Genomic DNA, 24,601 nt, shown 5'->3' with positions numbered 1-24,601 from the left:
TGCCACATTGCGTGACATGGCCCTGCGCCACGGGTATCCAGTGCGATACACTTCCGCGCTTGTGTACAGCTATGGGTTTAAAGGAAAGAAATGACGTTCAAGGCACCGGACAGCCTCGCTGAGCAGATCGCTCATCACCTTGCCGAGCGGATCATTCGTGGCGAGCTCAAGCCTGGTGAGCGGATTCAAGAGCAGAAGGTCACGCAAGCCCTCAACGTCAGCCGCGGTTCGGTCCGCGAAGCACTGTTGATCCTCGAACGCCGCCACCTGATCGCCATCCTGCCGCGCCGGGGTGCGCAAGTGACGGTGCTCACAGCGCACAACATCCAGAGCCTCTGCGCGTTGATGAGCGAGCTGTACATTTTGCTCGGCCTCGCGGTGGCCAAAAGCTGGACCGAACAGCTCGATCTGGCGCCTTTCCTGCAAATCCAGCAACGGCTGATCGCCAGCTGCGAGCGGGGCGACGTGAAGAACTTCGTCGAGGACAGCTTCAACGTGATGCGCGCCGCGTACCCGTTCGCCAACAACCCTTACCTGCAAGAGACCGTCGAGAACTTTCAGCCGTCCATGAGCCGCTTCTATTACCTGGCGCTGGATCAGCGTCAGGCCGAGATGAGCGAATACCTGACGCTCTTCGGCCAGCTGCTCGAAGCCGTGGTTGCCCGGGACCTGGCGCGCATCCGCGAGGTGCTGACTGCTTACGCCGAGCGCAGTTGCCAATCCATTCTTTCTGCCTTGGCGGCCAGCTAATCCATGCGCCTCAAATGCATCAGGCTGGCCGGGTTCAAATCGTTCGTCGACCCGACGACGGTGAACTTCCCCAGCAACATGGCGGCCGTGGTCGGCCCCAATGGATGCGGCAAATCCAACATCATCGACGCGGTGCGCTGGGTCATGGGCGAAAGCTCGGCCAAGAACCTGCGCGGCGAGTCGATGACCGACGTCATCTTCAACGGCTCCACCAGCCGCAAACCGGTGAGCCAGGCGAGCATCGAGCTGGTCTTCGATAACTCCGACAGCACCCTGGTGGGCGAGTACGCGGCGTACGCGGAAATCTCCATTCGCCGCAAGGTCACCCGCGACAGCCAGAACACCTATTACCTGAACGGCACCAAATGCCGTCGTCGCGACATCACCGACATCTTCCTCGGCACGGGCCTGGGGCCGCGCAGCTACTCGATCATCGAGCAGGGCATGATCTCCAAGCTGATCGAAGCCAAGCCTGAGGACCTGCGCAATTTCATCGAGGAAGCGGCGGGCATCTCCAAGTACAAGGAGCGCCGTCGCGAGACCGAGAACCGCATCCGCCGCACCCACGAAAACCTCGCGCGCCTGACCGACTTGCGCGACGAGCTCGAACGCCAGCTAGAGCGACTGCACCGGCAGGCTCAGGCCGCCGAGAAGTATCAGGAATACAAGGCCGAAGAACGCCAGTTGAGGGCGCAACTATCAGCCTTGCGCTGGCAGGCCCTGAACGAACAAGTGGCGCAGCGCGAGTCCGTAATCGGCAGCCAGGAAGTCGGTTTCGAGGCATTGGTGGCCGATCAACGCAGCGCCGATGCCGCCATCGAGCGCCTGCGGGACGGGCATCACGACCTGTCCGAGCGCTTCAATCTGGTGCAGGGCCGCTTCTATTCGGTGGGCGGCGACATTGCTCGCAACGAACAGAGCATCCAGCACGGCCAGCAGCGTTTGCGGCAGTTGCAGGACGACCTGCGCGAAGCCGAGCGTGCGCGGCAGGAAACCGAATCCCACCTGGGCCACGACCGCACCTTGCTCGCGACCCTCGGCGAAGAGCTGGAAATGCTCGAACCCGAGCAGGAGATGACCCTCGCCGCCGCCGAGGAATCTGCCGCCGCGTTGGAAGAGGCCGAAGCCGCAATGCACGGCTGGCAGGAGAAGTGGGACGCCTTCAACCTGAGTTCCGCCGAACCCCGCCGTCAGGCCGAGGTTCAGCAGTCACGCATCCAGCAGCTGGAAACCAGCATGGAGCGGCTGGCCGAGCGTCAGCGTCGCCTCGGTGAAGAACGCCAATTGCTGGCGGCCGATCCGGAAGACGCGGCGATCCTCGACCTGAGCGAAGACCTCGCCGCCCGCGAGATGGCCTCCGAAGAACTGCTGGTCGAAGAAGAACAGCTCATCGAGCGCCTTGAGCACCTGCGCGTCGAACTGCAACGGGCCACCCAATCCCAGCAACAGGCGCAAGGCGAGCTGCAACGCCTCAACGGCCGCATCGCGTCGCTGGAAGCCTTGCAACAGGCGGCGCTCGATCCGGGAACGGGCACCGCCGAATGGCTGCGCGATCATCAGTTGAGCGAGCGTCCGCGCCTGGCTGAAGGCCTGCGCGTGGACGCAGGTTGGGAGCTGGCGGTGGAAACCGTACTGGGCGCTGACTTGCACGCGGTGTTGGTTGATGATTTCGGCGGGCTCGATCTGGCCGGTTTCAGTCAGGGCGATCTACGCCTGGTCAGCCCTTCGAAAGACATCACGCGGATCCCCGGCAGCCTGCTGGACAAGGTCGAATCCCGCGTCGATCTGACCCCGTGGCTGGGTCAGGTGAAACCGGTGGAGACCCTCGACGACGCGCTGTCGATGCGCGGGCAACTGAGCGCAGGTCAGAGCCTGATCAGTCGCGACGGTTATTGGGTCGGGCGCGATTTTCTGCGGGTCCGTCGGGCCAGCGAAGCCGAAAGCGGCGTGCTGGCACGAGGGCAGGAGTTGCAGCGCCTCGAAGCCGAGCGTGATGAGCGGGAAGCGACCCTCGCCGCGCTGGAAGACCAACTGGCGACCCAGCGCGAGCAGCAGCGGGTGCAGGAAGACAGCCGCGAGCAACTGCGCCGCCGCCTGCAAGACGAAACCCGTCAGCAAAGCGAACTCAAGGCTCAACTGTCGGCGGCCAAGGCCAAGGTCGAGCAGTTGACCCTGCGCCGCACCCGTCTCGACGAAGAGCTGACCGAACTGGGCGAGCAGCGCGCCATCGAGCAGGAAAGTCTCGGCGAATCCCGGCTGCAATTGCAGGACGCCCTCGACAGCATGGCGCTGGACACCGAACAGCGTGAGCTGCTGCTGGCCCAGCGCGACAGCCTGCGCGAGCGGTTAGACCGGGTGCGTCAGGAGGCCCGGCAGCACAAGGACCACGGCAACCAGTTGGCCGTTCGCCTGAGTTCACTGCGGGCGCAGCACGACTCGACCCGTCAGGCGCTGGAGCGGCTGGAGATGCAGTCCGAACGCCTGACCGAAAAGCGCGAGCAGCTGAACCTCGGGCTGGAGGAGGGCGAAGCACCGCTGGAAGAACTGCGCCTGAAACTCGAAGAACTGCTGGAAAAGCGCATGGTCGTCGACGACGAAATGCGCATCGCCAAAAACGCCCTGGAAGACGCCGACCGCGAACTGCGTGAAGCGGAGAAACGCCGGACGCAGGCCGAACAACAATCCCAACTCCTGCGCGGGCAACTGGAGCAGCAGCGGCTTGAATGGCAGTCCCTGACCGTGCGCCGCAAAACCTTGCAGGAGCAATTGCACGAAGACGGCTACGATTTAAATGGTGTGCTGGCGACCCTGACGCCGGAGGCCAACGAGAAAGAAGCCGAAGAAGAACTGGAGCGCATTGCGGCCCGGATTCAGCGTCTCGGCGCGATCAACCTCGCGGCCATCGACGAATACCAGCAGCAGTCCGAGCGCAAGCGCTATCTGGATGCGCAGGACGCCGACCTCGTCGAAGCGCTGGACACCCTGGAAAACGTGATCCGCAAGATCGACAAAGAAACGCGCAATCGCTTCAAAGAGACCTTTGATCAGATAAACAGCGGAATTCAGGCACTTTTTCCAAAAGTTTTCGGTGGCGGCAGCGCTTACTTGGAACTGACGGGCGAAGATTTACTCGATACAGGGGTGACGATCATGGCGCGTCCTCCGGGCAAGAAAAACAGCACGATCCATTTGCTGTCCGGCGGCGAAAAAGCCCTGACCGCACTGGCGCTGGTTTTCGCCATTTTCAAACTCAACCCGGCGCCGTTCTGCATGCTCGACGAAGTCGACGCACCACTGGACGACGCCAACGTGGGCCGCTATGCCCGACTGGTCAAGGAGATGTCGCAAACCGTGCAGTTCATCTACATCACCCACAACAAGATCGCCATGGAAATGGCCGATCAACTGATGGGCGTCACCATGCATGAGCCGGGGTGTTCGCGCCTCGTGGCAGTGGACGTTGAGGAGGCGATGGCGCTGGTGGATGCGTAGCGGGTGACGCAGGATTAGACGGATTTGAAGGGAAAAGTGAGGCGCAGAGGCTTCAGCACAGGTTTTACCGTCGCAGCAGTACAGATGCTCGCGACATGCCAGATGTAACAGACGGTGTAAAGTTACCTTTGGTCGTGCTAGCTTAATGTCCACTTTTTCTTGTTACGTGGGTAAAAGGCCATTCAGAACAGAGAGTTGGCTCCACGTTTTAAAGGGGTTTACGCCCTTAATTTTCAGAATTTTCATTAGAGGCACGGGATTACATGGAAATCGGTCTGCGAGAGTGGCTGATCGTCATCGGCATTATTGTCATTGCCGGTATTCTTTTTGACGGCTGGCGCCGGATGCGCGGCGGCAAAGGCAAGTTGAAATTCAGGCTGGACCGCAGCTTTTCCAACCTGCCGGACGACGAAGAAGGCTCGTCCGCCGAGGTGCTGGGCCCTGCGCGTGTCCTCGAATCCCAGAAAGAACCCCAGCTCGACGAGCACGACCTGCCCACCATGAGCGCGGCCCGCGAACGGCCTGAGCGTCCGGAGCGCGAAAGCAAACGCGGCAAGCGTAAAGACGAGCCGCAGCAGGGTGACCTGAACCTCGACACCGACGGCCCGAGCCTGTTCAGCGCCCGTGATGACGATTTCCCGGACGACAAGGCGCCGCAGCGCATCACCGAAGACAAGGACCTGGCCCCAGTCGAAGAAGTGCTGGTGATCAGCGTGATTTCCCGCGACGAAAGCGGCTTCAAAGGCCCGGCGTTGCTGCAGAACATTCTGGAAAGCGGCCTGCGCTTCGGCGAGATGGACATTTTCCACCGCCATGAAAGCATGGCGGGCAATGGCGAAGTCCTCTTCTCCATGGCCAATGCGGTCAAGCCGGGCGTGTTCGACCTGGACGATATCGACCATTTCAGCACCCGCGCCGTGAGCTTCTTCCTCGGCTTGCCAGGCCCGCGTCACCCGAAACAGGCTTTTGACGTGATGGTGGCGGCAGCCCGCAAGCTGGCCCACGAACTGAACGGCGAGTTGAAAGACGATCAGCGCAGCGTCATGACCGCGCAGACCATCGAACACTACCGCCAGCGCATCGTCGAATTCGAGCGCCGCGCCCTGACTCAGCGTCGTTGATAAACGCAATACCTGTAGGAGTGAGCTTGCTCGCGATGAGGCATGTCTGACACGCCGCGTAGCCTGATCCAATCGCGAGCAAGCTCACTCCTACAGGTTTATATCGCAATATAGATCGAGCAGCCCCGGCTGCTCTTTTGCTTTTTCGAGAACACACTTATGAACGCCGCCGAACAACGCATCCTTGAACTGCGCGCAGAGCTGGATCTTCACAACTACCGCTACCACGTCCTCGACGAGCCGAGCATTCCGGACGTCGAATACGATCGCCTGTTCCACGAACTCAAGGCGCTGGAGGCGGAAAACCCGCACCTGGTGACCCCGGATTCGCCGACCCAGCGCGTCGGCAGTGCGGCGTTGTCGGCGTTCACCCAGGTGCGTCACGAAATCCCGATGCTCAGCCTCGGCAACGCCTTCGAAGAAACCGACCTGCGTGAGTTCGACCGTCGTGTGAACGAAGGCCTCGACCTGCCGGTGGGCGACCTGTTTGGCGCAGGGGCCAAGGTTGAATACAGCTGCGAGCCGAAGCTCGACGGCCTCGCCGTGAGCCTGCTCTACCTGAACGGCGCGCTGGTGCGCGGCGCCACCCGTGGCGATGGCACCACCGGCGAAGACATCAGCGTCAACGTGCGCACCGTGCGCAACATCCCGCTCAAGCTGCACGGCAAGGGCTGGCCAGAAACGCTGGAAGTGCGGGGCGAAGTGTTTATGTCCAAGGCAGGCTTCGAACGCCTCAACGCCAGTCAGCTGGAGGTCGGCGGCAAGACCTTCGCCAACCCGCGCAACGCGGCGGCGGGCAGCCTGCGTCAACTGGACTCGAAGATCACTGCCAACCGCCCGTTGGAATTCTGCTGCTACGGCATCGGCCAGGTGTCCCACGACATCGCCGACAGCCACATCGGCAACTTGAAACAGCTGAAAGAGTGGGGCATGCCCATCAGCCGCGAGCTGAAAGTGGCAGACGGCATTGAAGACTGCCTGACCTATTACCACGACATCGGTGAGCGCCGCCTGTCGCTGCCCTATGAAATCGACGGCGTGGTGTTCAAGGTCAACAGCATCGCCTCCCAGCGTGAACTGGGCTTCCGCGCGCGCGAACCGCGCTGGGCCATCGCGCACAAATTCCCGGCCATGGAAGAACTGACCGAACTGCTCGACGTGGAATTTCAGGTGGGCCGCACCGGCGCTGTGACGCCCGTTGCGCGTTTGAAGCCCGTGAAGGTTGCAGGTGTGACCGTCGCCAACGCCACCCTGCACAACATGGACGAAGTGGCGCGTTTGGGCCTGATGATCGGCGACACCGTGATCATCCGCCGTGCCGGTGATGTGATCCCGCAAGTGGTGCAGGTGGTGCTGGAACGCCGTCCTGACGATGCCCGTCAGGTCGAGATTCCGCAGACCTGCCCGATGTGCGGTTCGCAGGTCGAGCGCACGCAATTGATCAAGCGCAGCAAGGGCAAGGAAACCGTCAGCGAAGGCGCGGTGTACCGCTGCGTCGGCCGTCTGGCCTGTGGCGCGCAGCTCAAGCAGGCGATCATCCATTACGTGTCCCGCCGGGCGATGGACATCGAAGGCTTGGGCGACAAGACCATCGAGCAACTGGTGGACGAGAAACTCATCGGCTCGCCCGCTGACCTCTACAAGCTCCAATATGATCAGATCATCGATCTGGAGGGCTTCGCTGACATCTCCAGCAAGAAGTTGCTCAAAGCCATCGACGACAGCAAAAAGCCGACGCTGGCGCGCTTCATCTATGCGCTGGGCATTCCCGACGTGGGCGAGGAAACGGCCAAGGTGCTGGCTCGCTCGCTGGGGTCCCTGGAGAAGGTCAAGGTCGCGCTGCCGGAAGTGCTGACGTACCTGCCGGACATCGGCCTGGAAGTGGCCCACGAAATCCACAGTTTCTTCGAGGACGACCACAACCAGAACGTCATTGGCGCGTTGTTGGGCGAGTGCAAGATGCAATTGCAGGACGTCGGCGAGCTGGGCGCGGAGTTTGCGGCCAGCGCAACGTTGGGCGGCATGCTCGACAAGCTGAACATCCCGTCGATTGGACCGGGCGGTGCGCAGAAGCTGGCCGACAAGTTCGGCACACTGGAAGGCGTGGTCAAGGCCGACTGGCTGGACATGCGCCAGACCTTGCCGGAAAAGCAGGCGCAATCTGTCAGAGCCTTCTTCGATGTGGCCGAGAACGCGGACCGCGCCCTCCAGATCGAGCAGCAGCTCAAAGACTTCGGCATGCACTGGCAGAGCGAGAAGAAGGTCGTCGAAGGACTTCCGCTGACCGGCCAGACCTGGGTGCTCACCGGCTCGCTGGAACTGATGAGCCGCGACGTCGCCAAGGAAAAACTCGAAAGCCTGGGCGCCAAGGTGTCCGGGTCGGTTTCCGCCAAGACCCACACCGTCGTGGCCGGGCCGGGAGCGGGTTCGAAACTGACCAAGGCCAACGAACTGGGGTTGAAGGTGCTGGATGAGGAGGCGTTCGTGGCGTTTCTCAAGAAGCACGGCATTTCGGTGGATTGATCCGATCACGGTGGCGAATGGTCCACCGTCTTCGCTGCCGTCGTAACCTCCGGCGTCTCCCACAGGTCCAGCGTCGAGCATGAGTCTTCCATACGACGAACTACCGAGTTAATGCCAGACACAGGTCTCGGATTCGGCGCACAGCCTGTGGGAGACGCCGGAGGTTACGACGGCAGCGACAGCGGTGGGCCAGATAAAACCGGATTTTCATCACAGATCTACCCCTTCAGAAAATATCCGGAACCCCCGCAACCGCCCGTGATCTAGTGCTTGCAGCCCACTCAGGAGATCGCTATGTTCCAGTTCTTCGAACAACTCAGCACACGGATCGCGGCGCCTTTCGCCGGTGAAAGCAAGCGCAACAGCAAGGTCTGGCAGTGCCGCTGCGGACAGTCGGTGTTTTTCCGCAACAGCCAGTGCCTGGCCTGTTCGGCTGCCCTGGGTTATCTGCCGGAACAAAGTAAAATCGCGGCCCTGGAACCCGGCGTCGATCTCAACACCTGGCGCCTGAGCGACGAGCCTGAAGCCGGGCTGTATCGCCGATGCGCCAACCTCGACACCCCGGCGGCCTGCAACTGGATATTTCCTGCGCACAATGCTGGCGAGTTCTGCGTGGCCTGTAGCCTCAACCGCACCATTCCCGACCTGTCCGTCCCGGAAAACCCTGAGCGCTGGCTGAAGATCGAAACCGCCAAGCGGCGTCTCGTCGCGCAACTGATCACCCTCGGGCTGCCCGTCATCGCGAAAACGGTCGATGAAGAACGCGGGTTGGCGTTCGAATTCCTCGGTGTCGATCTGGACGGCAACCTGCCAACCACTGGCCACGCCAATGGCCTGATCACCCTCAACGTCGAAGAAGCCGACGACGCCATTCGTGAGAAGGTTCGCGTGCAGATGCACGAACCCTACCGCACGCTGCTCGGGCATTTCCGTCACGAAGTGGGGCATTACTACTGGGACCGTCTGATCGCCAACACCTACTGGCAGGATGGTTTCCGCAATCTGTTCGGCGACGACCGCGCCAGCTACGCCGAAGCCCTCGATCATCACTACCAGAACGGCGCCCCGTCCGACTGGCAGCAGCACTGCGTCAGCGCCTACGCCACCATGCATCCGTGGGAAGACTGGGCCGAAACCTGGGCGCACTACCTGCACATGATGGACGCCGTTGATACCGCACTCAGCCTGGGCATGAGTGCCCGGGACATGGACCTCGACTACCAGCCTTTTGAGCTGAACACCCTTTACGACCCGCAACATCCGGGCGGGCCGTCCTTCCTTGCCTTCGTCAATGCCTGGATCGAACTGGCGGGCATGCTCAACGAACTTTCTCGCGCCATGGGGCAACAGGATTTCTACCCGTTCGTGTTGCCGCCTGCGGTGATCACCAAGCTCCATTTCATTCATTTGGTGATCCAGGGCGCGGGCGGCAAGGCAGATGAGGTGCTTCAGGTGCAGTAACCCCTCCAACTGAGGGGATGGCCGTTTAACTGCAACTTTGCAACGGCGGTTGTGTCATCACCGCCGGTCTGCGAATGCCTGCACGTCGCTGAATCTAATGCTACTTTCCCTCAACAATATCGTTTTGATACTAGTGGCACAGAGCAGTTGCAAAGGGATTCGCATATGGCCAATAGCGCTCCAACTCCGTCAAACGAGGCCTCGCGTCTGTCCCGAATTCAACACATGGGGCTTCTCGATTCAGGCTCGGACGAAGTGCTCGATCACATCGTCGCGATGGTCACTCATTATTTCGACGTGCCCATCGCGCTGGTCTCCATCGTCAGTGAACACCGGCAATGGTTCCGCGCAGGCGCTGGCCTGGATGAGCGGGAGACGCCTCGGGAAATCTCGTTCTGCGCGTATTCGATCCTTTCCCACGACGTGTTCCAGGTGCCGGACGCCCTGCTTGACGAGCGCTTCTGCGACAACCCGATGGTCACCGGCGATCCGCACATCCGCTTCTATGCCGGTGTGCCGCTGGTCACCGCCGATGGCCTCGCCCTCGGCACGCTCTGCATCATCGACCACAAGACCCGCCCGCCCCTCGATGCCCGCGACATCACCATGTTCGAGATGTACGGCCAGTTGGTGATGAAGCGCCTGAATAACCTGCGTAAGGCCAGTTATGTTGACCAACCCACGGGGCTGTTCAACCGCCTGCGTCTGGAGGAAGACATCATCGCCCTGGCTGACCGCGACGACCACGCGCTGGTGGCGCTGGACATGGTCAACCCGGTGTTCCTCGACAGCATTATCAAGGCACTGGGCTACAGCTTCGCCCAGGAGTTGGTGCGCTGCATGATCGACAGCTGCCGTGAGCAATTGCCCCCCGACACTGCGCTGTACAAAGTCAGCCCGACGCGCATCGCGTTGGTCATGCGGCACGGCGGACCGGAGCAGGCCGAACTGCTGTTTCGCAGACTGATCAAGCATTTTCAGCGCCCGTTGATCTGCCGCAACATCCCGATTCAGATGGACCTTGGCATTGGCGTTTTGCCGCTGGGCCTGGGGCGTTGTGACGAAAAGGACTGGATTCGTCTGGTGGTCAGCGCCGCCGACGAAGCGCGAGGCAAGTCCACCGGGTGGCGCTGGTACGAACCGCATCTGGATTTCGCGCAGCAGCGTGCCTTCTTGTTGCTGGCTTCACTGGCCGACGCTGTGCGCAGCCCCGACCAGTTGTCGCTGGTGTATCAGCCAAGAATGGAAGTCAGCACGGGGCGCATTGTCACCGTCGAGGCACTGCTGCGCTGGCAGCATCCGGTGTTGGGGCCGATCAGCCCTGCGGAGTTCATTCCGCTGGCAGAGAAGACCGCGCTGATTCGCTCGCTCAGCCTCTGGGTGCTTCGCCATGCTGTGGAGCAGGCGCGGACCTGGCAGCGGCAGGGTTACGCGTTCAAGGTCGCGATGAACGTCTCGGCCATTGATCTGGCAAATTCGCAATTCAGCGATGCGCTGTTCGAACAGCTGGCCCTCAGCGAGCTGGACCCCGGCCGTTTCGAACTTGAATTCACCGAAAGCGCACTCTGCGACAACCCCGACATCACTCGCCAGCAACTCGAACGCCTGCGCGCGCTGGACATCGACATTGCCATCGACGACTTCGGCACGGGCTACAGCAACTGGACCTACCTGCGCCAACTGCCAGCCACCACCGTCAAACTCGACAAATCGCTGGTGGAAAACCTCGACGCCAATGAAAAGGATCGACGCCTCGTCGAAGCCATCGTCGACCTCGCCCGGCGCCTGGGGTATCGCGTCGTCGCGGAAGGCGCCGAGACCGAAGACGTCTATGAAATCCTCTGCCAGCTCGGCTGCCACGAAGTGCAGGGCTACCTCGTCGCACGGCCCATGACCGTCAGTGCGCTGGAACACTGGATGAACGGCGAGCGCAACAACAAGGTCCGACAACTGCGGGCGCTGTCCCACTGAGACCGGCGGGATGGGCACTCACGCCTTGCACACAAGTGCTTGAGCCCTCTCATATTTTTTTATCTGACACGAGAGGTTGTAACTTCGCGTCAGACCGGTACAATGGCGCGGCTCGCCGACTGGCGAGTGTCGTTATGGTGACCCCATCGGTCCCCCCGCAACGATTACCCGTTAACCTGGTCAGGCCCGGAAGGGAGCAGCCACAGCGGGAACATTGTGTGCCGGGGTGTGGCTGGTGGGGTTGCCTCCTAGCGGTTCAGCCGTTTCGCACTACCCTTCCTTTTTGTTCCCCCCCCAACACGCGCCATTTTTGACCGAGTGAACTCAACAGCTCGCCACTCGATTGCTGCCACAGCGCACTCATGACGATGTCTTGTCCGCCCATTCCTTGAAGATCAGATTCCGGAATCCTGAACGTCACTTCTGACGTCGTGTCCTTGACCTCCAGCACGTATGAAAACCCCGGGCCTTCTCGGTCGATCACCAGCATCAAGCGCTCGCCGGCCTGTGGGGTGTCAGTGCCAAACATCTGAGTGACGGGCGCGTAATACTCCCCATTTTCAAACTCAACCACTGCTAAAAAGAGTTTGTTGCCGAATGGATCGGTCTCTTGATGGACCGGCTCGGGTGCCGCGAGCAGGGCGGTTACAGCGATTTCGATGAGATGCGACACCAACTGGTGAGAGCTGTGCGAAACGGTATAGCCGAGGTTGATCGTTCCGGGCACCAGCTTTGTCAGCTTGTCTGCCTCATAGGGAAACTCGAGGGTTTTGGCCACATCGTCTTGCGTGACCGAATACTCCCGCCATACCCCCGCCCCGTGACGGGACGCCGTCGCGAAGAGGGTGACGCTGTCGCCAGGTGCCATGTTTTCATAAGGCGGAATGAGGATGGTCAGGCCGTTTTCGACCGCATCACCGGGGATGATGAAATCGTCCCTGTTGTTCTCTACGAAACCTTCTACCTGTGGCGTCGGAATGGGCTCCTGGAAATAGGCGACTCGTTCTTCTGACGTCCCGAGCGGGCCTTGCAAGATGACGTATTGAACGTACCCGTTCCCGGCAATGGACTGCAACTGATCCGGCTCGAAGCGAATGCTGATCGGCGTTGTAGGGTCGTCGAGGGTGAACGGTGTGCCTGACATTCCGTACTTGCTGACGACGGCGACCGTGCCCGAGTTGCCGCGAACGGCGTTGGGTATCGGTGGAATCTTCACCGTAAATCCGCTACGCAACAACGCGAGCGAGATTGTGTGTTCATCCGTTTCCACAATGCTTGGTGCCGCGAATTCGTGGTCGGCTGAGGTAAGGTCTTGATTGGCGGTCCGTGTCATGGCGGAAACTCCCTGGGCTATACGCTGAAAACTAGCAGCCACGTGTGGCTCCCCCAGACCGTTTCGCGATAGGAATTATCGCCAAGCTTGCGCCCGCGGTTCAGTCCGGCACCTCAATCAATGGCATAATCCGCCACCCGACAGCGAGAGGTGGCGCAGTGGACAAGATTGACGACCTGACCCGGCGACAACTCAGGGAATGGCAGATGCGTCGCCTTGAACTCAAGGACCGGATGCAGTCGCACCCCGAGCAGACGCTTGAGTTGTCGAAGGTGCTGGACCTGATGGACGAGGAACACGCAGCGATTCTGGCAGGTGCCACGCGCGTGCCGTCGCAGCCTGAACCCGAATCTGAGTTGGCGCAGGCATCCACCGCTGTTCAACCGGAACCGACCGAGGATGTGCCGGCGCCTGCCGCGCCCGCGTTCGACCTGAACCTGCGCGTCACCGCTCACTCCCGCGAGGGCTTGCGAAAGCTGCTGGAGATTGCGGTGTACGAACTGCGCGAGCAGGTCGATAACACAGCCGCCGACGAAGCCCGGTCCTGCCCCGGCGGCATGTCCGGCACGTTGGGCGACTATGAATACACGCTCGACATCCACTGCCTTTCCAAGCCCTGAGACGCCATGCAACCGGAACATTCCGATTTATCCACGCCGGTCTTTCTGCCTGTCACATCGGTGACCTGTGAAGCGCTGAAAACCGACGGTGCCACTGCCCTCGACACGCTGACCGACCCGGAACTGGCCGCCGTGCTGGTCATCCAGAATCTGGCGCAGATGAGCGAAAAGGACCTGAGTGGCGCGGCGGCGGAGAAAATTCTGGCGCGGCTGATCGCGTGGTCTGTCACGGGTCAACATTCAACAGGCACGGGGTTGCTGTCGGAAGCGCGTCGCTTGTTCGATCCGGGCCAGCTGTATTTCGGGCTGGAGGTGATCAAGGGCCTGAACCTGCGTTTGCTGCTGGCCGAGGAAGTGGCAGCGCGGGAGTACCTGTTGGCGGATGGGCAATGGGACGTCGAGTACAAGGTTCGCCATCACCGCAACCACGACCCGTTCAGCCAGCAGATAGTCACGCCGCGCTTTCGCGAGCGCTGGTTGAGTGCGGCGCAGGACAAGCTGGTGCGAACCTTTCGTGCCAATCTCGACGAAGACCTGCACGTGCAAGGCTATGCCGGGATCGGCAAAAGCCATTTGCTCGGCGTGTTGATCGAGTGCCTGCGACCCGAGAAAACGCTGTTGTTGGCGCGCACCCCCGCCAAGCTGAACACCCTTCGCGAGCGGATGAACCACGGCAAGGGCAAGGCACCCGGCTCGACCTTCAAAGCCTTCGCCCAGGCCTTGCTGCGCGGTCCGCGATTCCAGCCCGAACGTGTGCAGACCAAAGGCCCCACCCGGCAGGCCCTGGCCCAGGATTTGAACATCCTGGGCTTTCGCGACCACGGCGCCCAGGCCACCCTCGACATCTGCCTGAAGGTGCTGGAGCTGTACTGCCAGTCGTGGGATCGCAGCCTGTCGAGCAAACACCTGCCGCATTTCAATCAGCCGCTCAGCAGCCTGGAGCTTCAGGTGGTGTTGGAATACGCCAGTCGGCTGTGGGTCTGGCTGGAGGCGCACCCGGCTTGGGCGAGTCAGACCGGGTTCGAAGCTCTGTGGATGATCAAACGGGCGAATCTGGAGGGCTGCGTGATGCCCGACCGTTACACCCACGTGCTGATCGACGAGAGCCAGGACATTCCGCCGTCGTTGTTGCAAATCATCGAGCGTGGTCGACAGGTGCTGATCACCCTTGGCGACGAGTACCAGCAGCCGGGCAGGGTGATGGTCAAGCGCGAGCGCAGGGTTCGACAGACGGACATCAGCTACTCGGTGCGCTCGGGCCGTAACGTCGAACGCCTGGTCAATCCGCTGATCTACCAGCACTCCGAGAAGGGCAAGGTGCCCTTCGAAGGCACCCGTGATGCGGATGTCACGATTGTCGAATACCCGCAAGGGTTCGTGCCGCCGGAGCGTTGCGTGGTCCTGACCGCTTCGCCTTGGGACACGATGCGCTGGGCCATTGAATTACACAGCTCGAAGAGTCCGTTCGGGTATCCGGACGACACGACGCGGCGCAGTTTCGAACACTTCATGACCACGGCCGTCGGTTTGTCAGACCCGGACTTTTACGCGCCGGAACGCAGTGCCGAGGGGCTGCATCCCTATTTCAGCGACCTGACCGATTGGGCGCAGGTGCGTGAGGCCAACCGGTTCGACGAGTCGTTTCTGCAGGTCGAAGCCTTGCTCAAGAACAAGGATTTCCGCATGGCCCACGTGACCCGCCTGAGCCGACTGTTCGGCGACCCGGACAAGCGCTGTCTGTTGATGCAGGCCGATGAGGCCGGTGGGATGGAGTTCGATGAGGTGCTGCTGACGCCGGAATTGCTGACCAACGTGAAATTCAAGGACGCCTACGCGTTCGATCAGCGGATCTGCGCGGTGTACATCGCCATTTCACGGGCCAAACGGCAGCTTTATGTGCCTTACGACGTGGTGGAGTGGATCGAGTACCACCAGTACCAGAAATATCGCGAGTCTCATGGTTACTGAGGTTGGCGCTCCCCCGCTCAGCGTCGATACCTCGGTCGCGAGGGGCCACCGGCACGGTCACTGGCGAACTGCTTACCGGCGGCCGTGCGCTCGGCCACCACGCAGCCATCCTTGACCGACACCGCGGCATAACCCTGGTCCCGCAAATACAGCAGCGCGGTGAAGTCCAGCGGATTGACGCGGGAGGCGACTTCATCGGTCAGGGTGGCGAGCAGTGCGATAGCCAGGGATTCGAGCCGCATCGAGGGTTGCCTCTGGTTGCGAGTGAGTTAGTGGCTATTTGTCACCACGGCTCAAACCAGAGTTCCATTTATTTTCGGCCTCGTATGAAAGGCTTCTGAACCCGCGCTCAGAAGCCGTTTCCCGTATCAGGCGCCGGAAATTGCGTCCTCATGCAGCAATTTCGCAATGGTTGCGCTGACACCATGCCCCTCCCGAATCAGCGCCGCGAACCGGTGCAGCATCTGTGGGCCGGTGTCATGGAGCAGCGCATCGCACAGCAGCCGTTTGACCGGCCCGTTCTCTGGAGGCGCTTCGGCAGCAAAGGGTGGGTCGGGAATGAGCGCGGTCAGACGCGCGTAAACATCTGCGCCCGGGGTGTCTTCGTCGATGCCGAACAGGTCGCTGAAGAGCATGCCTAACGTGCCGGCAGGTTGGTAATTGGGCCGGTCCCACTTTGGGACGTCCGTGCTTTGCTTTTCGATCTTTTCGAGGTTCCGGCGGATCTTGCCGGGAATCGTGGCCGTCGCGCGGGCTTCGGAGTAGTAGACCATTCGGGCGAGACTGGCGGCGTCCTTGACGTTTTTCCAGATGACGTACCAGATCTGCGAAACGCTGTGGGTTTTCAAGCCTTCGCGCAACGTGCTCCTGATTTCGTCGAACTGGGATGCGTCCAGATCGTGATCGAATGCGCTGCACTTGTCCGCCAGGTAACTCATGGCGTCGGCACTGGCGAAATCCAGCCAGAGGTTGAACAACGCCAACCCGTCGCTGTACTCCCGGTCCAGTTGGCTGCGCAGGATTGCCGTGCTCGCCTCCGGTTGCCGGTCGGGCGCCAGGGTGTAGACGACCTGTCGGGTTCGAATCACCAAATGGCCATCGAGCAAGAAATACGTGCCGGGTGCGGCCAGGCGCGGAACCTCGCGCAACACGTCCGCTGTTACAAGCCGTTCGATAAATCGATCGGCGTCGGCAGGCACCAGCGATGTGCAGTCGTCGACGGTGAACGCCCCATCGGTCAGTCGGGGTGACAGGGCCGCATTGAGCGCCAGCAGCAGTAAAGCCTGATCGTCTTTCAACTGCGCGTAATCGATCTCGTGGTTCGGAAGCTGGGCGACGTAAGCGTCGAGCTGGACGTCAAGCGCTGCGGTGGCGGCGGCCTGTGCTTCGCGGTCCTTTTGATCCTGCAGGACTTGGCAAGCGGGGCACGGGCGGATGGACCTTTGTGGAAACTTCTTGGCCAGTGAGCGGCTTTTGACTTCCATGATCGCGCTGCAGTACCGGCAGGTCAGGTTTTCATCGAATGCACGACACCATTCCCTGACATGCCCTGCCAGCGAGCCGCTGTGGGCGATGTCCCGAAAGGGCACCAGATCGATCACCTTTTCCTTGAATTCCCCGTCTTCGGTCATGGCCCAATAGCGAACGGCCAGGGCCTTTTCTTCGGGGTCACTCGTGAGCATTTCGAGCTTGATTGGCATAGCTGGGATCAATCCATTGTTCATGATGAGTTGAATGACAGGCGTTGTCGGCGTTATGCAGCGGCCTCGCCTGCAGAGCGGTCGAAACAACAAGTAACGACCGCCTTCATCATCCTTGGACGGAGGTTGGGGTCGCTGTCAGTCAAGGATGGCGTGAGTTGTAGTCCGGGTCCGTTAACTGTCCTGTTCAGGGGTGGGAATCTGTTCGCTCGGTGTGCTCGCTCGGGTAAACGTCTGAGATTGTGCTGAAACGATTCGGGAACGGCGGGGCGTGGTGCACGAGGTTTCTCACCTGACCACCGAATACAGGACGTCGTGAAACGGATTAATTGAGAGTGGCTTGATTTGGCGCAATGCGCGGGATTACAACAGCGTTTTCTGCGCCAATAATGCGTGGGAAATCAAAGAAATCTGCCCTGTTTTTAGGTCAATACGATAGTCTTCGCACCATTGTCGATACGGACACCTGGATTGGAAGGCTATAGATGGCGCCTGATGACTATCTCGTAATGACCAGCGCGGAATGGGCGGGGCTGCGCGCCAGCACGCCACTGACTTTATCCGAAGAAGATCTGGCGGCATTACGGGGCGTAAACGAAGATATTTCCTTGGAAGATGTCGTCAATATCTATCTTCCGCTGTCGCGCCTGATCAACTTGCACGTCAACGCGGCCCGCAGTCTGGCCAGCATCAAGGACACGTTCCTTGGCCGTCCGGCAAAAAAACAGACGTACGTGGTGGCCGTTGCAGGCAGCGTCGCCGTGGGCAAGAGCACTTTCGCCCGTGTGTTACAGGCGCTGATGGCCCGCTGGCCCGATCATCCGCGGGTCGATCTGGTCACTACCGACGGCTTTCTCCACCCCAATGCCAAGCTGGCAGCAGGGGACATCATGCACCGCAAGGGCTTTCCGGAAAGCTACGATCGCAAGCGCATGGTCAAGTTTCTTTCCGACCTCAAGGCTGGCATTCCGGTGATCAGCGCGCCGGTGTATTCGCACATCAGCTATGACATCGTGCCGGACAAATTCATCGAGATCAGCCAGCCGGACATCCTGATTTTCGAAGGGCTGAACGTTCTGCAAACCGAAGGCAACGACGGTCAGAAGCCGGGCAGCATCGTGTCGGACTTTTTCGACTTCTCGATCTATCTGGACGCTGCCGAGGGCGATATCGAGCGCTGGTACGTCGAGCGGTTCCTGATGCTGCAACAAACGGCGTTTCGTGCGCGTGGTGCTTACTTCCGCGAACTCGCTGACTTGCCTCCCGAGAAATCCCCTGACGCGGCGCGCAAGATCTGGCGCGACATCAACCGGCCGAACCTGCTGGAAAACATCCTGCCAACCCGCGAGCGCGCGAGTCTGGTGGTGCGCAAGGCGGCGGATCATTCGGTCAAGGAATTGTGGCTGCGCTGATGCTCAAACCCGTCCTGTTTGCTTCGGCGCTGTTCGCCCTGTGTTTCAGTGCATCTGCCCTGGCGGACGGCAATACGCTGTTGCTCGAATGCCAGGACGGGATCGCCAGCATGAGCGGCGGGACGGCGAAAGATCCCGTGGGGATCGGCCACTGCGTCGGCGTGCTACAAGCCACCATCGACACCCTTGATCTTGTCCACGAAGCGGGCGGTACGCCGAAGCTGGTGTGCGTGCCCGAAGGCGGCATTCCGATGGTTCAGTCGATGCGCATTGTGGTCCAGTCACTGGAAGAACACCCGCAAAGCCTGCATTTGAACGAGTCCGTGCTGGTCACCGCTGCGCTAAAAAACGCCTTCCCTTGCCAATAAACGTCACGCCCCGAGCGTGAACGCCATCAACGTCTAGAGTTGATGGGCCAGTCTGATTTGTTGGCGAATTCTCCTACATCTATGAGCCCATCTTCAGCCGGTTTGAAGGTGCATTTCTGGTACTTGCCTGGAAAAGAAAGGACGCTGACCATGCGCATCAATGCGTTGATCGTGGTGCTGCTGACCGGCCTGGTCGCAGCCACCTTCGGTTTCGGAATTTACCTGTTTGCCCAGTTGGTGCCGGACATGCGCGCCAGTCTGGGCTTCGATATTTCCTACGTGGGCACCCTGACGGCTGCCGGGCAATTCGGCTATCTGACGTGCGCGTTGGTGGCTGCCTGGTTGACGGCGCGGCTCGGCGGCGGCTGGGTGATTTTTGGCTCTGGCGTGGTGTGCGCCTTGGCGCTGATCGGACTGTCGATGGCCCAGAGTGTGCTGCTGATCGGCGTGCTGCTGACCGTATTGGCGGGCACGGCGGCCACGGTGTTCGTGCCGATGGTCGATGTCATCTCGCGCACGGTCGCTTACAAATACCGCGGCATGGCCATGGGACTGGTGTCCAGCGGCACCAGCTACGGCGTGTTCGTCAACAGCCTGTTGGTGCCGCTGTATGCGCCGCAGGGGGAATGGCGCACCGTGTGGTGGATCGTCGGGCTGATCACCACCATGTTGGCCGTCGGCGCGCTGATCGTGTTCAAACGTGCGCGGCTGTTCGTCAACACCTCCCGCGCCACTGCTGCAATCGATCCCACGGCGAAGGTCGGAAAAACGGCGATGTTGCAACCGTGGGTGCTGATGGTCTGGGCGATTAATTTCCTGCTCGGCTTCTCGACCTTTCCGTTCCAGAACTACCTGTCGTCCTACCTGCGCACCGAACTGAATTTCGACGTGACCTACACCGCGCAGATCTGGGCCAGCATCGGTTTCGTCGGCATGTTCGCGGGCCTCGCAGTGGGCTGGCTGTCGGATCGCATCGGACTGCGCATTACCATGATGCTGGTGTTCGTCTGCGTGGCGGTGGCGTCGTTGATCCTCGTCGTGCACCCGGCCGGGTATTGGCCACTGGTGGCGGGGGTGCTGTTCTCCCTCGCGTTCTACCCCATCTTCGGGCTGATCCCGGCCTACGTCTCGAAAATGGCCGGCACGGCTGCGTTGGCCGTCACCCTTTTTGGTGTCGCGAACATCATGCAAGGGGTGGGCGGCATGCTCGGCAACTTCAGCGGCGGTGTGCTGGCGAGTTTCAGCGGATCGTTTTCAGGGCTGTATGTGGCGATCGGACTGGTCGCGCTGGTGATGGCTGGGCTGGCGTTGCGGTTGCCGAGGGAAGGAAAGGAGCTGCCGTCGGATGACGCACCGGTTCCTGCGGGCGTCTGACCGGGCGACGTCAAGACCGGCCGCAATTGATCGCGGACCGGTCGTTTGAGAGGGACTACAACGTCACTCGACCCACCACACAGGGCTGCACATCGCCACCGACCCAAATCCGCTCGCCGATCTGTTCGATGTGGATTCGCCCCTTGTGCCCAATCACCGTGCCTTGGCGGGCGGTGTAGGCGCTTGGCGCCAACCCTGCGCCAATCAGCCATTGCGCCAGGCTTGCGTTGAGGCTTCCGGTTACCGGGTCTTCCGCAGCGATGTCACCGATCAGGGCGCGCACTTCGAAATCGGCCCCGGCGTCGGCGCCTGTCCAGGGTGCGACGGCACCGATATTCATGCCTTTCAGGGCGGGGTAATCCGGTTGGATCGCCAGCAATTCGTCCCGGCTTTCGAGCAGGATCGCGACCCAGCCGGGGCCATTGTCGGCCCATTGGCTGGCAACGATGCGCTCGGGCTGGATCTGCAAACCGGTGGCGATGGCCTGCAACACCTCCGCTTCTACCGGACCGCTGCGTTTCAACGGGGGCGCCGCGAAGGCAAGGCGGGAACCGTCGCGACGCAAGCGGACCAGCCCCACGCCGCATTCCTGAACCACTTCATCGCCCTTGGGAATGCCGCCGTTGTCGAGCCAGACGAAACAGCTGCCCAACGTCGGGTGCCCTGCGAATGGCAGCTCGCGGGTGGTGGTGAAAATGCGCACGCGGTAGTCGGCGTCGGGGTGGGTGGGGCGCAGCAGGAACGTGGTCTCGCTGAGGTTAGTCCAGCGGGCGAACGCGGCCATCTGCGCGTCAGTCACGTCATCGGCGGCGATCACCACGGCCAGCGGGTTGCCCTCGGTGGCGGCGCTGGAAAAGACATCGACCTGCTGAAAACTCAGTGGCTGGGGCACGGTACTCTCCTGTTTATGCGGTGGGCGCGGTCACTCTAGGCAGGCGCGACCACGCTGTACAGGCACAGATTCACACTCATTCCCGGCCAATGTGTGTGGTCTGCAGAGACGTCACCCGGCCAGTTCGCGGCCCGATAACCAGGCGGTCACATCGAACGAGGGACAGGCCTTGATGAACTCATCGGCGCTGATGACGCCGTCGCCATTGCGGTCCGGTGACAGGTCTCGATGGCCCAGGATGCGGGCGTCGGGATAGCGTTTGCGCAGGTCGTCCAGCAGTTGTCCCAAGGCGGCGAATTGCGCGGTGGTGAAGGTGTTGGCGGGTTTCCCGGCTGCGTCCAGGCCTCCGGCCAGGCATATGCCGATCGAGCGTGAGTTATGGCCTTTGACGTGAGCGCCGACGGCTGTCTCCGGGCGACCGGTTTCCACGGCGCCGTTGCGGCGGATGACGTAGTGGTAGCCCACCGTATCGAAGCCACGCTGGACGTGCCATTGAGTGATCTCCCTCACGCCGATGTCGTACATGGGACGAGTCGCCGAGCAGTGGACCACCAGCAGATCGGTGGCCGTGCGAAAGGTCGGTTTATAAAGTGGAGGTGATGCTTTCATGGTTTTGCTTCCTTGCAAGGTAAATAGGAACCCTGAAGGAATACGCAAGGAGGGCGAAGGTCAACTCCGCAAACGTTGCAGAACGTCTCTATGACGGCTGCAACGTTGCGAAGGAGGCAGAGCTTCGATCAGGCCGGGAAGTGCAGCGCGTTGGTCAGGTCGCCCATCGGCGCCTGGCCCCGGGCGATCATCGCGTTGTCGCGTTCGGTCAGGCCGTCGAGTTTTTCCAGACCGTGCACACGGGTGATCAGGCGCAGGATCGACGCCGTGTCGTAGACCGTGTGGTCGACGGTGCCCTTGCGGGCGAACGGCGAGACAACGAGTGCCGGAACCCGCGTGCCCGGACCCCAGCGATCACCTTTCGGCGGTGCCACGTGGTCCCACCAGCCGCCGTTTTCGTCCACGGTCACCACAACCACCATGTTTTTCCATTGCGGGCTGTTACGCAGGACTTTCAGGGCGCGGTCGATGTGACGGTCACCGGCGGCCACGTCGGCGTAACCGGCGTGCATGTTCAGGTTGCCCTGTGGCTTGTAGAACGTCACGGCAGGCAGCTTGCCCGCCTCGGCGTCGGCGAGGAACCTGTTGGTGCTGGCTTCATCCCCCAGGCCGCCGTCGCGCAGACGTTTCTTACGCTCGGACGGGTTCTCCGGGCCTTGCTGCTTGAAGTAGTTGAACGGCTGGTGGTGGTACTGGAAGTTCGGGATCTTCGGGATGCCCGTGGAATCCTTGTACTCGTCCAGGGTCACCTGCCAGGCCCCGGCGTACCAGGCCCAGTCGATATCCTTTTTCGACAGCTTGTCGCCGATGTGATCGTGGCTCTGGGGCACCAGCACGTTGGCCAGGTTCGGCTGCGAGTAGTCCGGTTTTTCCTTGTCGCGCAGCCAGGTCGGCCAGTAGGGCGGGGCCATGGTGTTGACCGCATAGCCGTCCGGCGTCAGGGCGCTGGGGCCGAATTGCGGCGGCCCGGACATCGCGCTGGCCGGGGATTTTTCCAGCGGCTTGAGGCGGTAGTCCAGCGGATCGCTGCTTTCGACAGTGGCGATTTGCGACTTCGCGGCAGAATTCGCGGCGTCCGGGTAAAACGGGGCGCGGGCGGAAATCAGGTACTGGTGATTCAGGAACGAGCCGCCGAAGGCGCCCTGGAAGAAGTTGTCACAGAGCACGAACTCGCGGGCGACGTCCCACAGGCGCAAGGAATATTGGGTCTGGCTGTAATAGCCCATGGTCAGGCCACCGGAATCGGCCCACGCCACGAAGGCGTCGTTCTTACCGCCGTTGATCTGCATCTGGTTTTGGTAGAACACGTGCCACAGGTCGCGGGTGATCAGCCCCAGCGGCAGGTCTTCGCCGGACGGACCTTTGAGGGCGTACGGCGCGTTGGGCAGGTTTTCCTGATATTGCACGCCGGTGGCGTAGGTCACGCCGTCGAGGCTTTGCGGGCCAATCTGGCACACGCCACCCCAGGCGGGTGGCAAGTTGTCGAGGACCTTGCCGTCGCGGTCGCGCTGACGGAAATCGTCCTTTTTGACGGCGGACAGGGGTTTTTCCACGCCCGGGAAATCGGCGAACAGGTTGTTGAAGCTGCGGTTTTCCGCGTAGATCACCACGATGGTTTTGACGTTGTCGTGCAGCGCCTTATCCAGATGAGGACCGCTTAGCGTGGTTTCCAGCGCGGCGGCATCGCCGCCTTTTTTCGATTCGCTGGCTGTGACGACACCGCTCAGCGTCGCACCCGCGCCCAGCACGGCGACACCGCCCAGAAAGCGGCGACGGCTGGTGTCGGTGGGGCTGTCGATCGAAGTTTCAGGGGTGGACGGTTTGCTTGGGTCTTGAGGTGTGTCGCTCATCACGGCTCCTGCTCACAGAACTGAAGTGTTGCGAATTATGTCGAGGGAGCCTAATCCTGCAATGTGACGGTATTGCTACAGGCTAAGAGGTGCAGGGTTGAGCCCTTTCACCCTTTTGTCATGACGCACACAAACAGAAAGGCCTGCGCGGACCTGTGGGGTTGCGATGACCTGTGGGAGCGAATTCATTCGCGAACAGGCAGTGCGGCTGACACCTCTCTATCGGCTGGACGATTTTTCGCGAATGAATTCGCTCCTACGGAAGGCCGCGGTCATCCTGCGACACCGCAGTGTGACTTCGGGATACGCAAAGGCTTACGGCATCGCAGGCCCATCCACGGGTAACCCGGAGGAGGTGTTGTAGCGGCTCATGATCCGGTCGATCTCGCCAGACATGCGCATCCTCAGCAAAATTCGCATCAACCGCTGCGCCGGAATGTCGGAGTCGTTGCGCACGATGCAGCCCACCGGTTGCTCGTCGATCACTGCCACGCCGCGCAGCTTCTGGTCGTCCGGCAGGTTGCGGTTGAACCAGTCCAGCGACCATTGATTCCCGACCGCGTAGCGATAGCGATGAATCTGAAGCTTCTGTAGGACCTGGACTTCACTGCGGGCATCGTCGCGGCGCAGGGTGTGGTTGTCGAACGCGGTCTGCAAGGTGGGGTAGGCGTAGCCCAGCACCGTGCCGATGGTTTCGTTCGTCAGGTTGTCGGGCGTTCGCGGGGTGGCGTTGTCCGGGGTGCTGATCAACAGGTCGCGCTGAATCAACAGCGGCAGGCTCCAGGTGTAATCCCCGGACAGACTGGGCATCCACGACTGCGCCGCATAACAGCGCACGTCAATGGCGCCGCGCTCCAGCGTGCGTTGCACACGTTGGATGGGCACGACACGGTATTCCGCGCTCAGGTTGGCGTGGGCGGCCATGCTCTGCATGATGTCGAAGATCAACCCGCTGGTGGGCTGATGATCTTCGATCTGCACCAGCGGCATTCCCCACGCATCGGCAATGGAGAACCGCAACGGCGCCTGTTCGGCCACGACCGGCCCACTTGTCAGCAACACAGCGCTCAACGCCAGCAGACGCATAAGGTCTCCTTTAAGAGCAAAACGGTGCTATCGGACAGTGATGGCAGTCTAGCGGCAGATTCCTTATATGC

General features: G+C 61.2%; 18 protein-coding genes and 1 other RNA gene. 12 read left to right on the top strand and 7 right to left on the bottom strand.

Features of this window, described 5'->3' with window-relative positions:
• The first annotated feature begins 90 nt into the window (after positions 1 to 90).
• From GVN17_RS24590 to ffs, 7 genes are all read left to right on the top strand, one after another.
• The gene (locus GVN17_RS24590) at positions 91 to 750 is read left to right on the top strand and encodes a GntR family transcriptional regulator (protein WP_166597878.1); all 660 of its coding nucleotides are present in this window, start codon (positions 91 to 93) and stop codon (positions 748 to 750) included.
• Between the two features lie 3 nt (positions 751 to 753).
• Entirely contained in the window at positions 754 to 4,242 is a 3,489-nt protein-coding gene (gene smc / locus GVN17_RS24585) for a chromosome segregation protein SMC (protein WP_166597877.1), read from the top strand.
• Positions 4,243 to 4,505: 263 nt separating this feature from the next.
• Positions 4,506 to 5,363, top strand: a complete 858-nt coding sequence (gene zipA, locus GVN17_RS24580) for a cell division protein ZipA (protein ID WP_166597876.1) — start codon at positions 4,506 to 4,508, stop codon at positions 5,361 to 5,363.
• 159 nt (positions 5,364 to 5,522) lie between these two features.
• Positions 5,523 to 7,886 carry an NAD-dependent DNA ligase LigA gene (ligA, locus tag GVN17_RS24575; protein ID WP_166597875.1) on the top strand — a complete coding sequence of 788 codons (2,364 nt, stop codon included), beginning with the start codon at positions 5,523 to 5,525 and terminating at the stop codon, positions 7,884 to 7,886.
• A gap of 294 nt (positions 7,887 to 8,180) precedes the next feature.
• Positions 8,181 to 9,347 (top strand): putative zinc-binding metallopeptidase, encoded by a 1,167-nt coding sequence (locus GVN17_RS24570; protein WP_166597874.1) that lies wholly within the window; start codon positions 8,181 to 8,183, stop codon positions 9,345 to 9,347.
• Between the two features lie 165 nt (positions 9,348 to 9,512).
• Complete coding sequence (locus GVN17_RS24565; protein WP_166597873.1) at positions 9,513 to 11,318, top strand: GGDEF and EAL domain-containing protein; 1,806 nt, start codon at positions 9,513 to 9,515, stop codon at positions 11,316 to 11,318.
• Between the two features lie 144 nt (positions 11,319 to 11,462).
• Positions 11,463 to 11,559, top strand: an RNA gene (ffs, locus tag GVN17_RS24560) — signal recognition particle sRNA small type.
• Positions 11,560 to 11,574: 15 nt separating this feature from the next.
• Here ffs and GVN17_RS24555 read toward each other — a convergent pair.
• Entirely contained in the window at positions 11,575 to 12,651 is a 1,077-nt protein-coding gene (locus GVN17_RS24555; protein WP_166597872.1) for a hypothetical protein, read from the bottom strand.
• Between the two features lie 158 nt (positions 12,652 to 12,809).
• Here GVN17_RS24555 and GVN17_RS24550 point away from each other — a divergent pair, with 158 nt between their 5' ends.
• Positions 12,810 to 13,271, top strand: coding sequence for a hypothetical protein (locus GVN17_RS24550; RefSeq protein ID WP_166597871.1), 462 nt, complete (start codon positions 12,810 to 12,812; stop codon positions 13,269 to 13,271).
• A 6-nt stretch (positions 13,272 to 13,277) separates the two neighbouring features.
• The gene (locus GVN17_RS24545; protein ID WP_166597870.1) at positions 13,278 to 15,239 is read left to right on the top strand and encodes a hypothetical protein; all 1,962 of its coding nucleotides are present in this window, start codon (positions 13,278 to 13,280) and stop codon (positions 15,237 to 15,239) included.
• Between the two features lie 17 nt (positions 15,240 to 15,256).
• On the opposite strand, the gene GVN17_RS24540 is transcribed toward GVN17_RS24545, so the two are convergent.
• On the bottom strand, positions 15,257 to 15,481 hold the full coding sequence (locus GVN17_RS24540; RefSeq protein ID WP_166597869.1) for a hypothetical protein: 225 nt from the start codon (positions 15,479 to 15,481) through the stop codon (positions 15,257 to 15,259).
• A 126-nt stretch (positions 15,482 to 15,607) separates the two neighbouring features.
• Positions 15,608 to 16,939, bottom strand: a complete 1,332-nt coding sequence (locus GVN17_RS24535) for a hypothetical protein (RefSeq protein WP_166597868.1) — start codon at positions 16,937 to 16,939, stop codon at positions 15,608 to 15,610.
• Between the two features lie 485 nt (positions 16,940 to 17,424).
• Between GVN17_RS24535 and coaA the strand changes: the two genes are divergently transcribed.
• The 3 genes from coaA to GVN17_RS24520 all read left to right on the top strand — a co-directional run bounded on the left by coaA (position 17,425) and on the right by GVN17_RS24520 (position 20,093).
• Entirely contained in the window at positions 17,425 to 18,351 is a 927-nt protein-coding gene (gene coaA, locus GVN17_RS24530) for a type I pantothenate kinase (protein ID WP_166597867.1), read from the top strand.
• A complete protein-coding gene (locus GVN17_RS24525) occupies positions 18,351 to 18,719 on the top strand; it encodes a Rap1a/Tai family immunity protein (RefSeq protein ID WP_166597866.1) in 369 nt (122 codons plus the stop codon). The genes coaA and GVN17_RS24525 overlap by 1 nt, the downstream gene beginning before the upstream one ends.
• 150 nt (positions 18,720 to 18,869) lie before the next feature.
• Positions 18,870 to 20,093 carry a nitrate/nitrite transporter gene (locus GVN17_RS24520; RefSeq protein WP_166597865.1) on the top strand — a complete coding sequence of 408 codons (1,224 nt, stop codon included), beginning with the start codon at positions 18,870 to 18,872 and terminating at the stop codon, positions 20,091 to 20,093.
• A 55-nt stretch (positions 20,094 to 20,148) separates the two neighbouring features.
• On the opposite strand, the gene GVN17_RS24515 is transcribed toward GVN17_RS24520, so the two are convergent.
• The 4 genes from GVN17_RS24515 to GVN17_RS24500 all read right to left on the bottom strand — a co-directional run bounded on the left by GVN17_RS24515 (position 20,149) and on the right by GVN17_RS24500 (position 24,530).
• On the bottom strand, positions 20,149 to 20,985 hold the full coding sequence (locus GVN17_RS24515; RefSeq protein WP_166597864.1) for a PhzF family phenazine biosynthesis protein: 837 nt from the start codon (positions 20,983 to 20,985) through the stop codon (positions 20,149 to 20,151).
• A gap of 111 nt (positions 20,986 to 21,096) precedes the next feature.
• On the bottom strand, positions 21,097 to 21,594 hold the full coding sequence (locus tag GVN17_RS24510; RefSeq protein ID WP_166597863.1) for an N-acetylmuramoyl-L-alanine amidase: 498 nt from the start codon (positions 21,592 to 21,594) through the stop codon (positions 21,097 to 21,099).
• Between the two features lie 128 nt (positions 21,595 to 21,722).
• The gene (locus GVN17_RS24505; RefSeq protein WP_166597862.1) at positions 21,723 to 23,444 is read right to left on the bottom strand and encodes an acid phosphatase; all 1,722 of its coding nucleotides are present in this window, start codon (positions 23,442 to 23,444) and stop codon (positions 21,723 to 21,725) included.
• Positions 23,445 to 23,759: 315 nt separating this feature from the next.
• Positions 23,760 to 24,530 carry an ABC transporter substrate-binding protein gene (locus GVN17_RS24500; RefSeq protein ID WP_166597861.1) on the bottom strand — a complete coding sequence of 257 codons (771 nt, stop codon included), beginning with the start codon at positions 24,528 to 24,530 and terminating at the stop codon, positions 23,760 to 23,762.
• Positions 24,531 to 24,601: the final 71 nt, after the last annotated feature.

Origin of the sequence: Pseudomonas sp. SLFW (assembly GCF_009905615.1) — a bacterium.
Lineage (GTDB): Bacteria > Pseudomonadota > Gammaproteobacteria > Pseudomonadales > Pseudomonadaceae > Aquipseudomonas > Aquipseudomonas bambusae.
Note: the sequence above shows the minus strand (reverse complement) of the source record. Positions and strands in the feature narration are given on the sequence as shown.

Bases quoted from the DNA above. Each gene is read 5' to 3' on its own strand.
- GVN17_RS24540 (WP_166597869.1), bottom strand. From the start codon at position 15,481: ATGCGGCTCGAATCCCTGGCTATCGCACTGCTCGCCACCCTGACCGAT.
- GVN17_RS24590 (WP_166597878.1), top strand. From the start codon at position 91: ATGACGTTCAAGGCACCGGACAGCCTCGCTGAGCAGATCGCTCATCAC.
- GVN17_RS24535 (WP_166597868.1), bottom strand. From the start codon at position 16,939: ATGCCAATCAAGCTCGAAATGCTCACGAGTGACCCCGAAGAAAAGGCC.
- zipA (WP_166597876.1), top strand. From the start codon at position 4,506: ATGGAAATCGGTCTGCGAGAGTGGCTGATCGTCATCGGCATTATTGTC.
- smc (WP_166597877.1), top strand. From the start codon at position 754: ATGCGCCTCAAATGCATCAGGCTGGCCGGGTTCAAATCGTTCGTCGAC.
- GVN17_RS24500 (WP_166597861.1), bottom strand. From the start codon at position 24,530: ATGCGTCTGCTGGCGTTGAGCGCTGTGTTGCTGACAAGTGGGCCGGTC.
- GVN17_RS24510 (WP_166597863.1), bottom strand. From the start codon at position 21,594: ATGAAAGCATCACCTCCACTTTATAAACCGACCTTTCGCACGGCCACC.
- GVN17_RS24505 (WP_166597862.1), bottom strand. From the start codon at position 23,444: ATGAGCGACACACCTCAAGACCCAAGCAAACCGTCCACCCCTGAAACT.
- GVN17_RS24565 (WP_166597873.1), top strand. From the start codon at position 9,513: ATGGCCAATAGCGCTCCAACTCCGTCAAACGAGGCCTCGCGTCTGTCC.
- GVN17_RS24555 (WP_166597872.1), bottom strand. From the start codon at position 12,651: ATGACACGGACCGCCAATCAAGACCTTACCTCAGCCGACCACGAATTC.
- GVN17_RS24520 (WP_166597865.1), top strand. From the start codon at position 18,870: ATGCGCATCAATGCGTTGATCGTGGTGCTGCTGACCGGCCTGGTCGCA.
- coaA (WP_166597867.1), top strand. From the start codon at position 17,425: ATGGCGCCTGATGACTATCTCGTAATGACCAGCGCGGAATGGGCGGGG.
- GVN17_RS24525 (WP_166597866.1), top strand. From the start codon at position 18,351: ATGCTCAAACCCGTCCTGTTTGCTTCGGCGCTGTTCGCCCTGTGTTTC.
- GVN17_RS24570 (WP_166597874.1), top strand. From the start codon at position 8,181: ATGTTCCAGTTCTTCGAACAACTCAGCACACGGATCGCGGCGCCTTTC.
- ligA (WP_166597875.1), top strand. From the start codon at position 5,523: ATGAACGCCGCCGAACAACGCATCCTTGAACTGCGCGCAGAGCTGGAT.
- GVN17_RS24545 (WP_166597870.1), top strand. From the start codon at position 13,278: ATGCAACCGGAACATTCCGATTTATCCACGCCGGTCTTTCTGCCTGTC.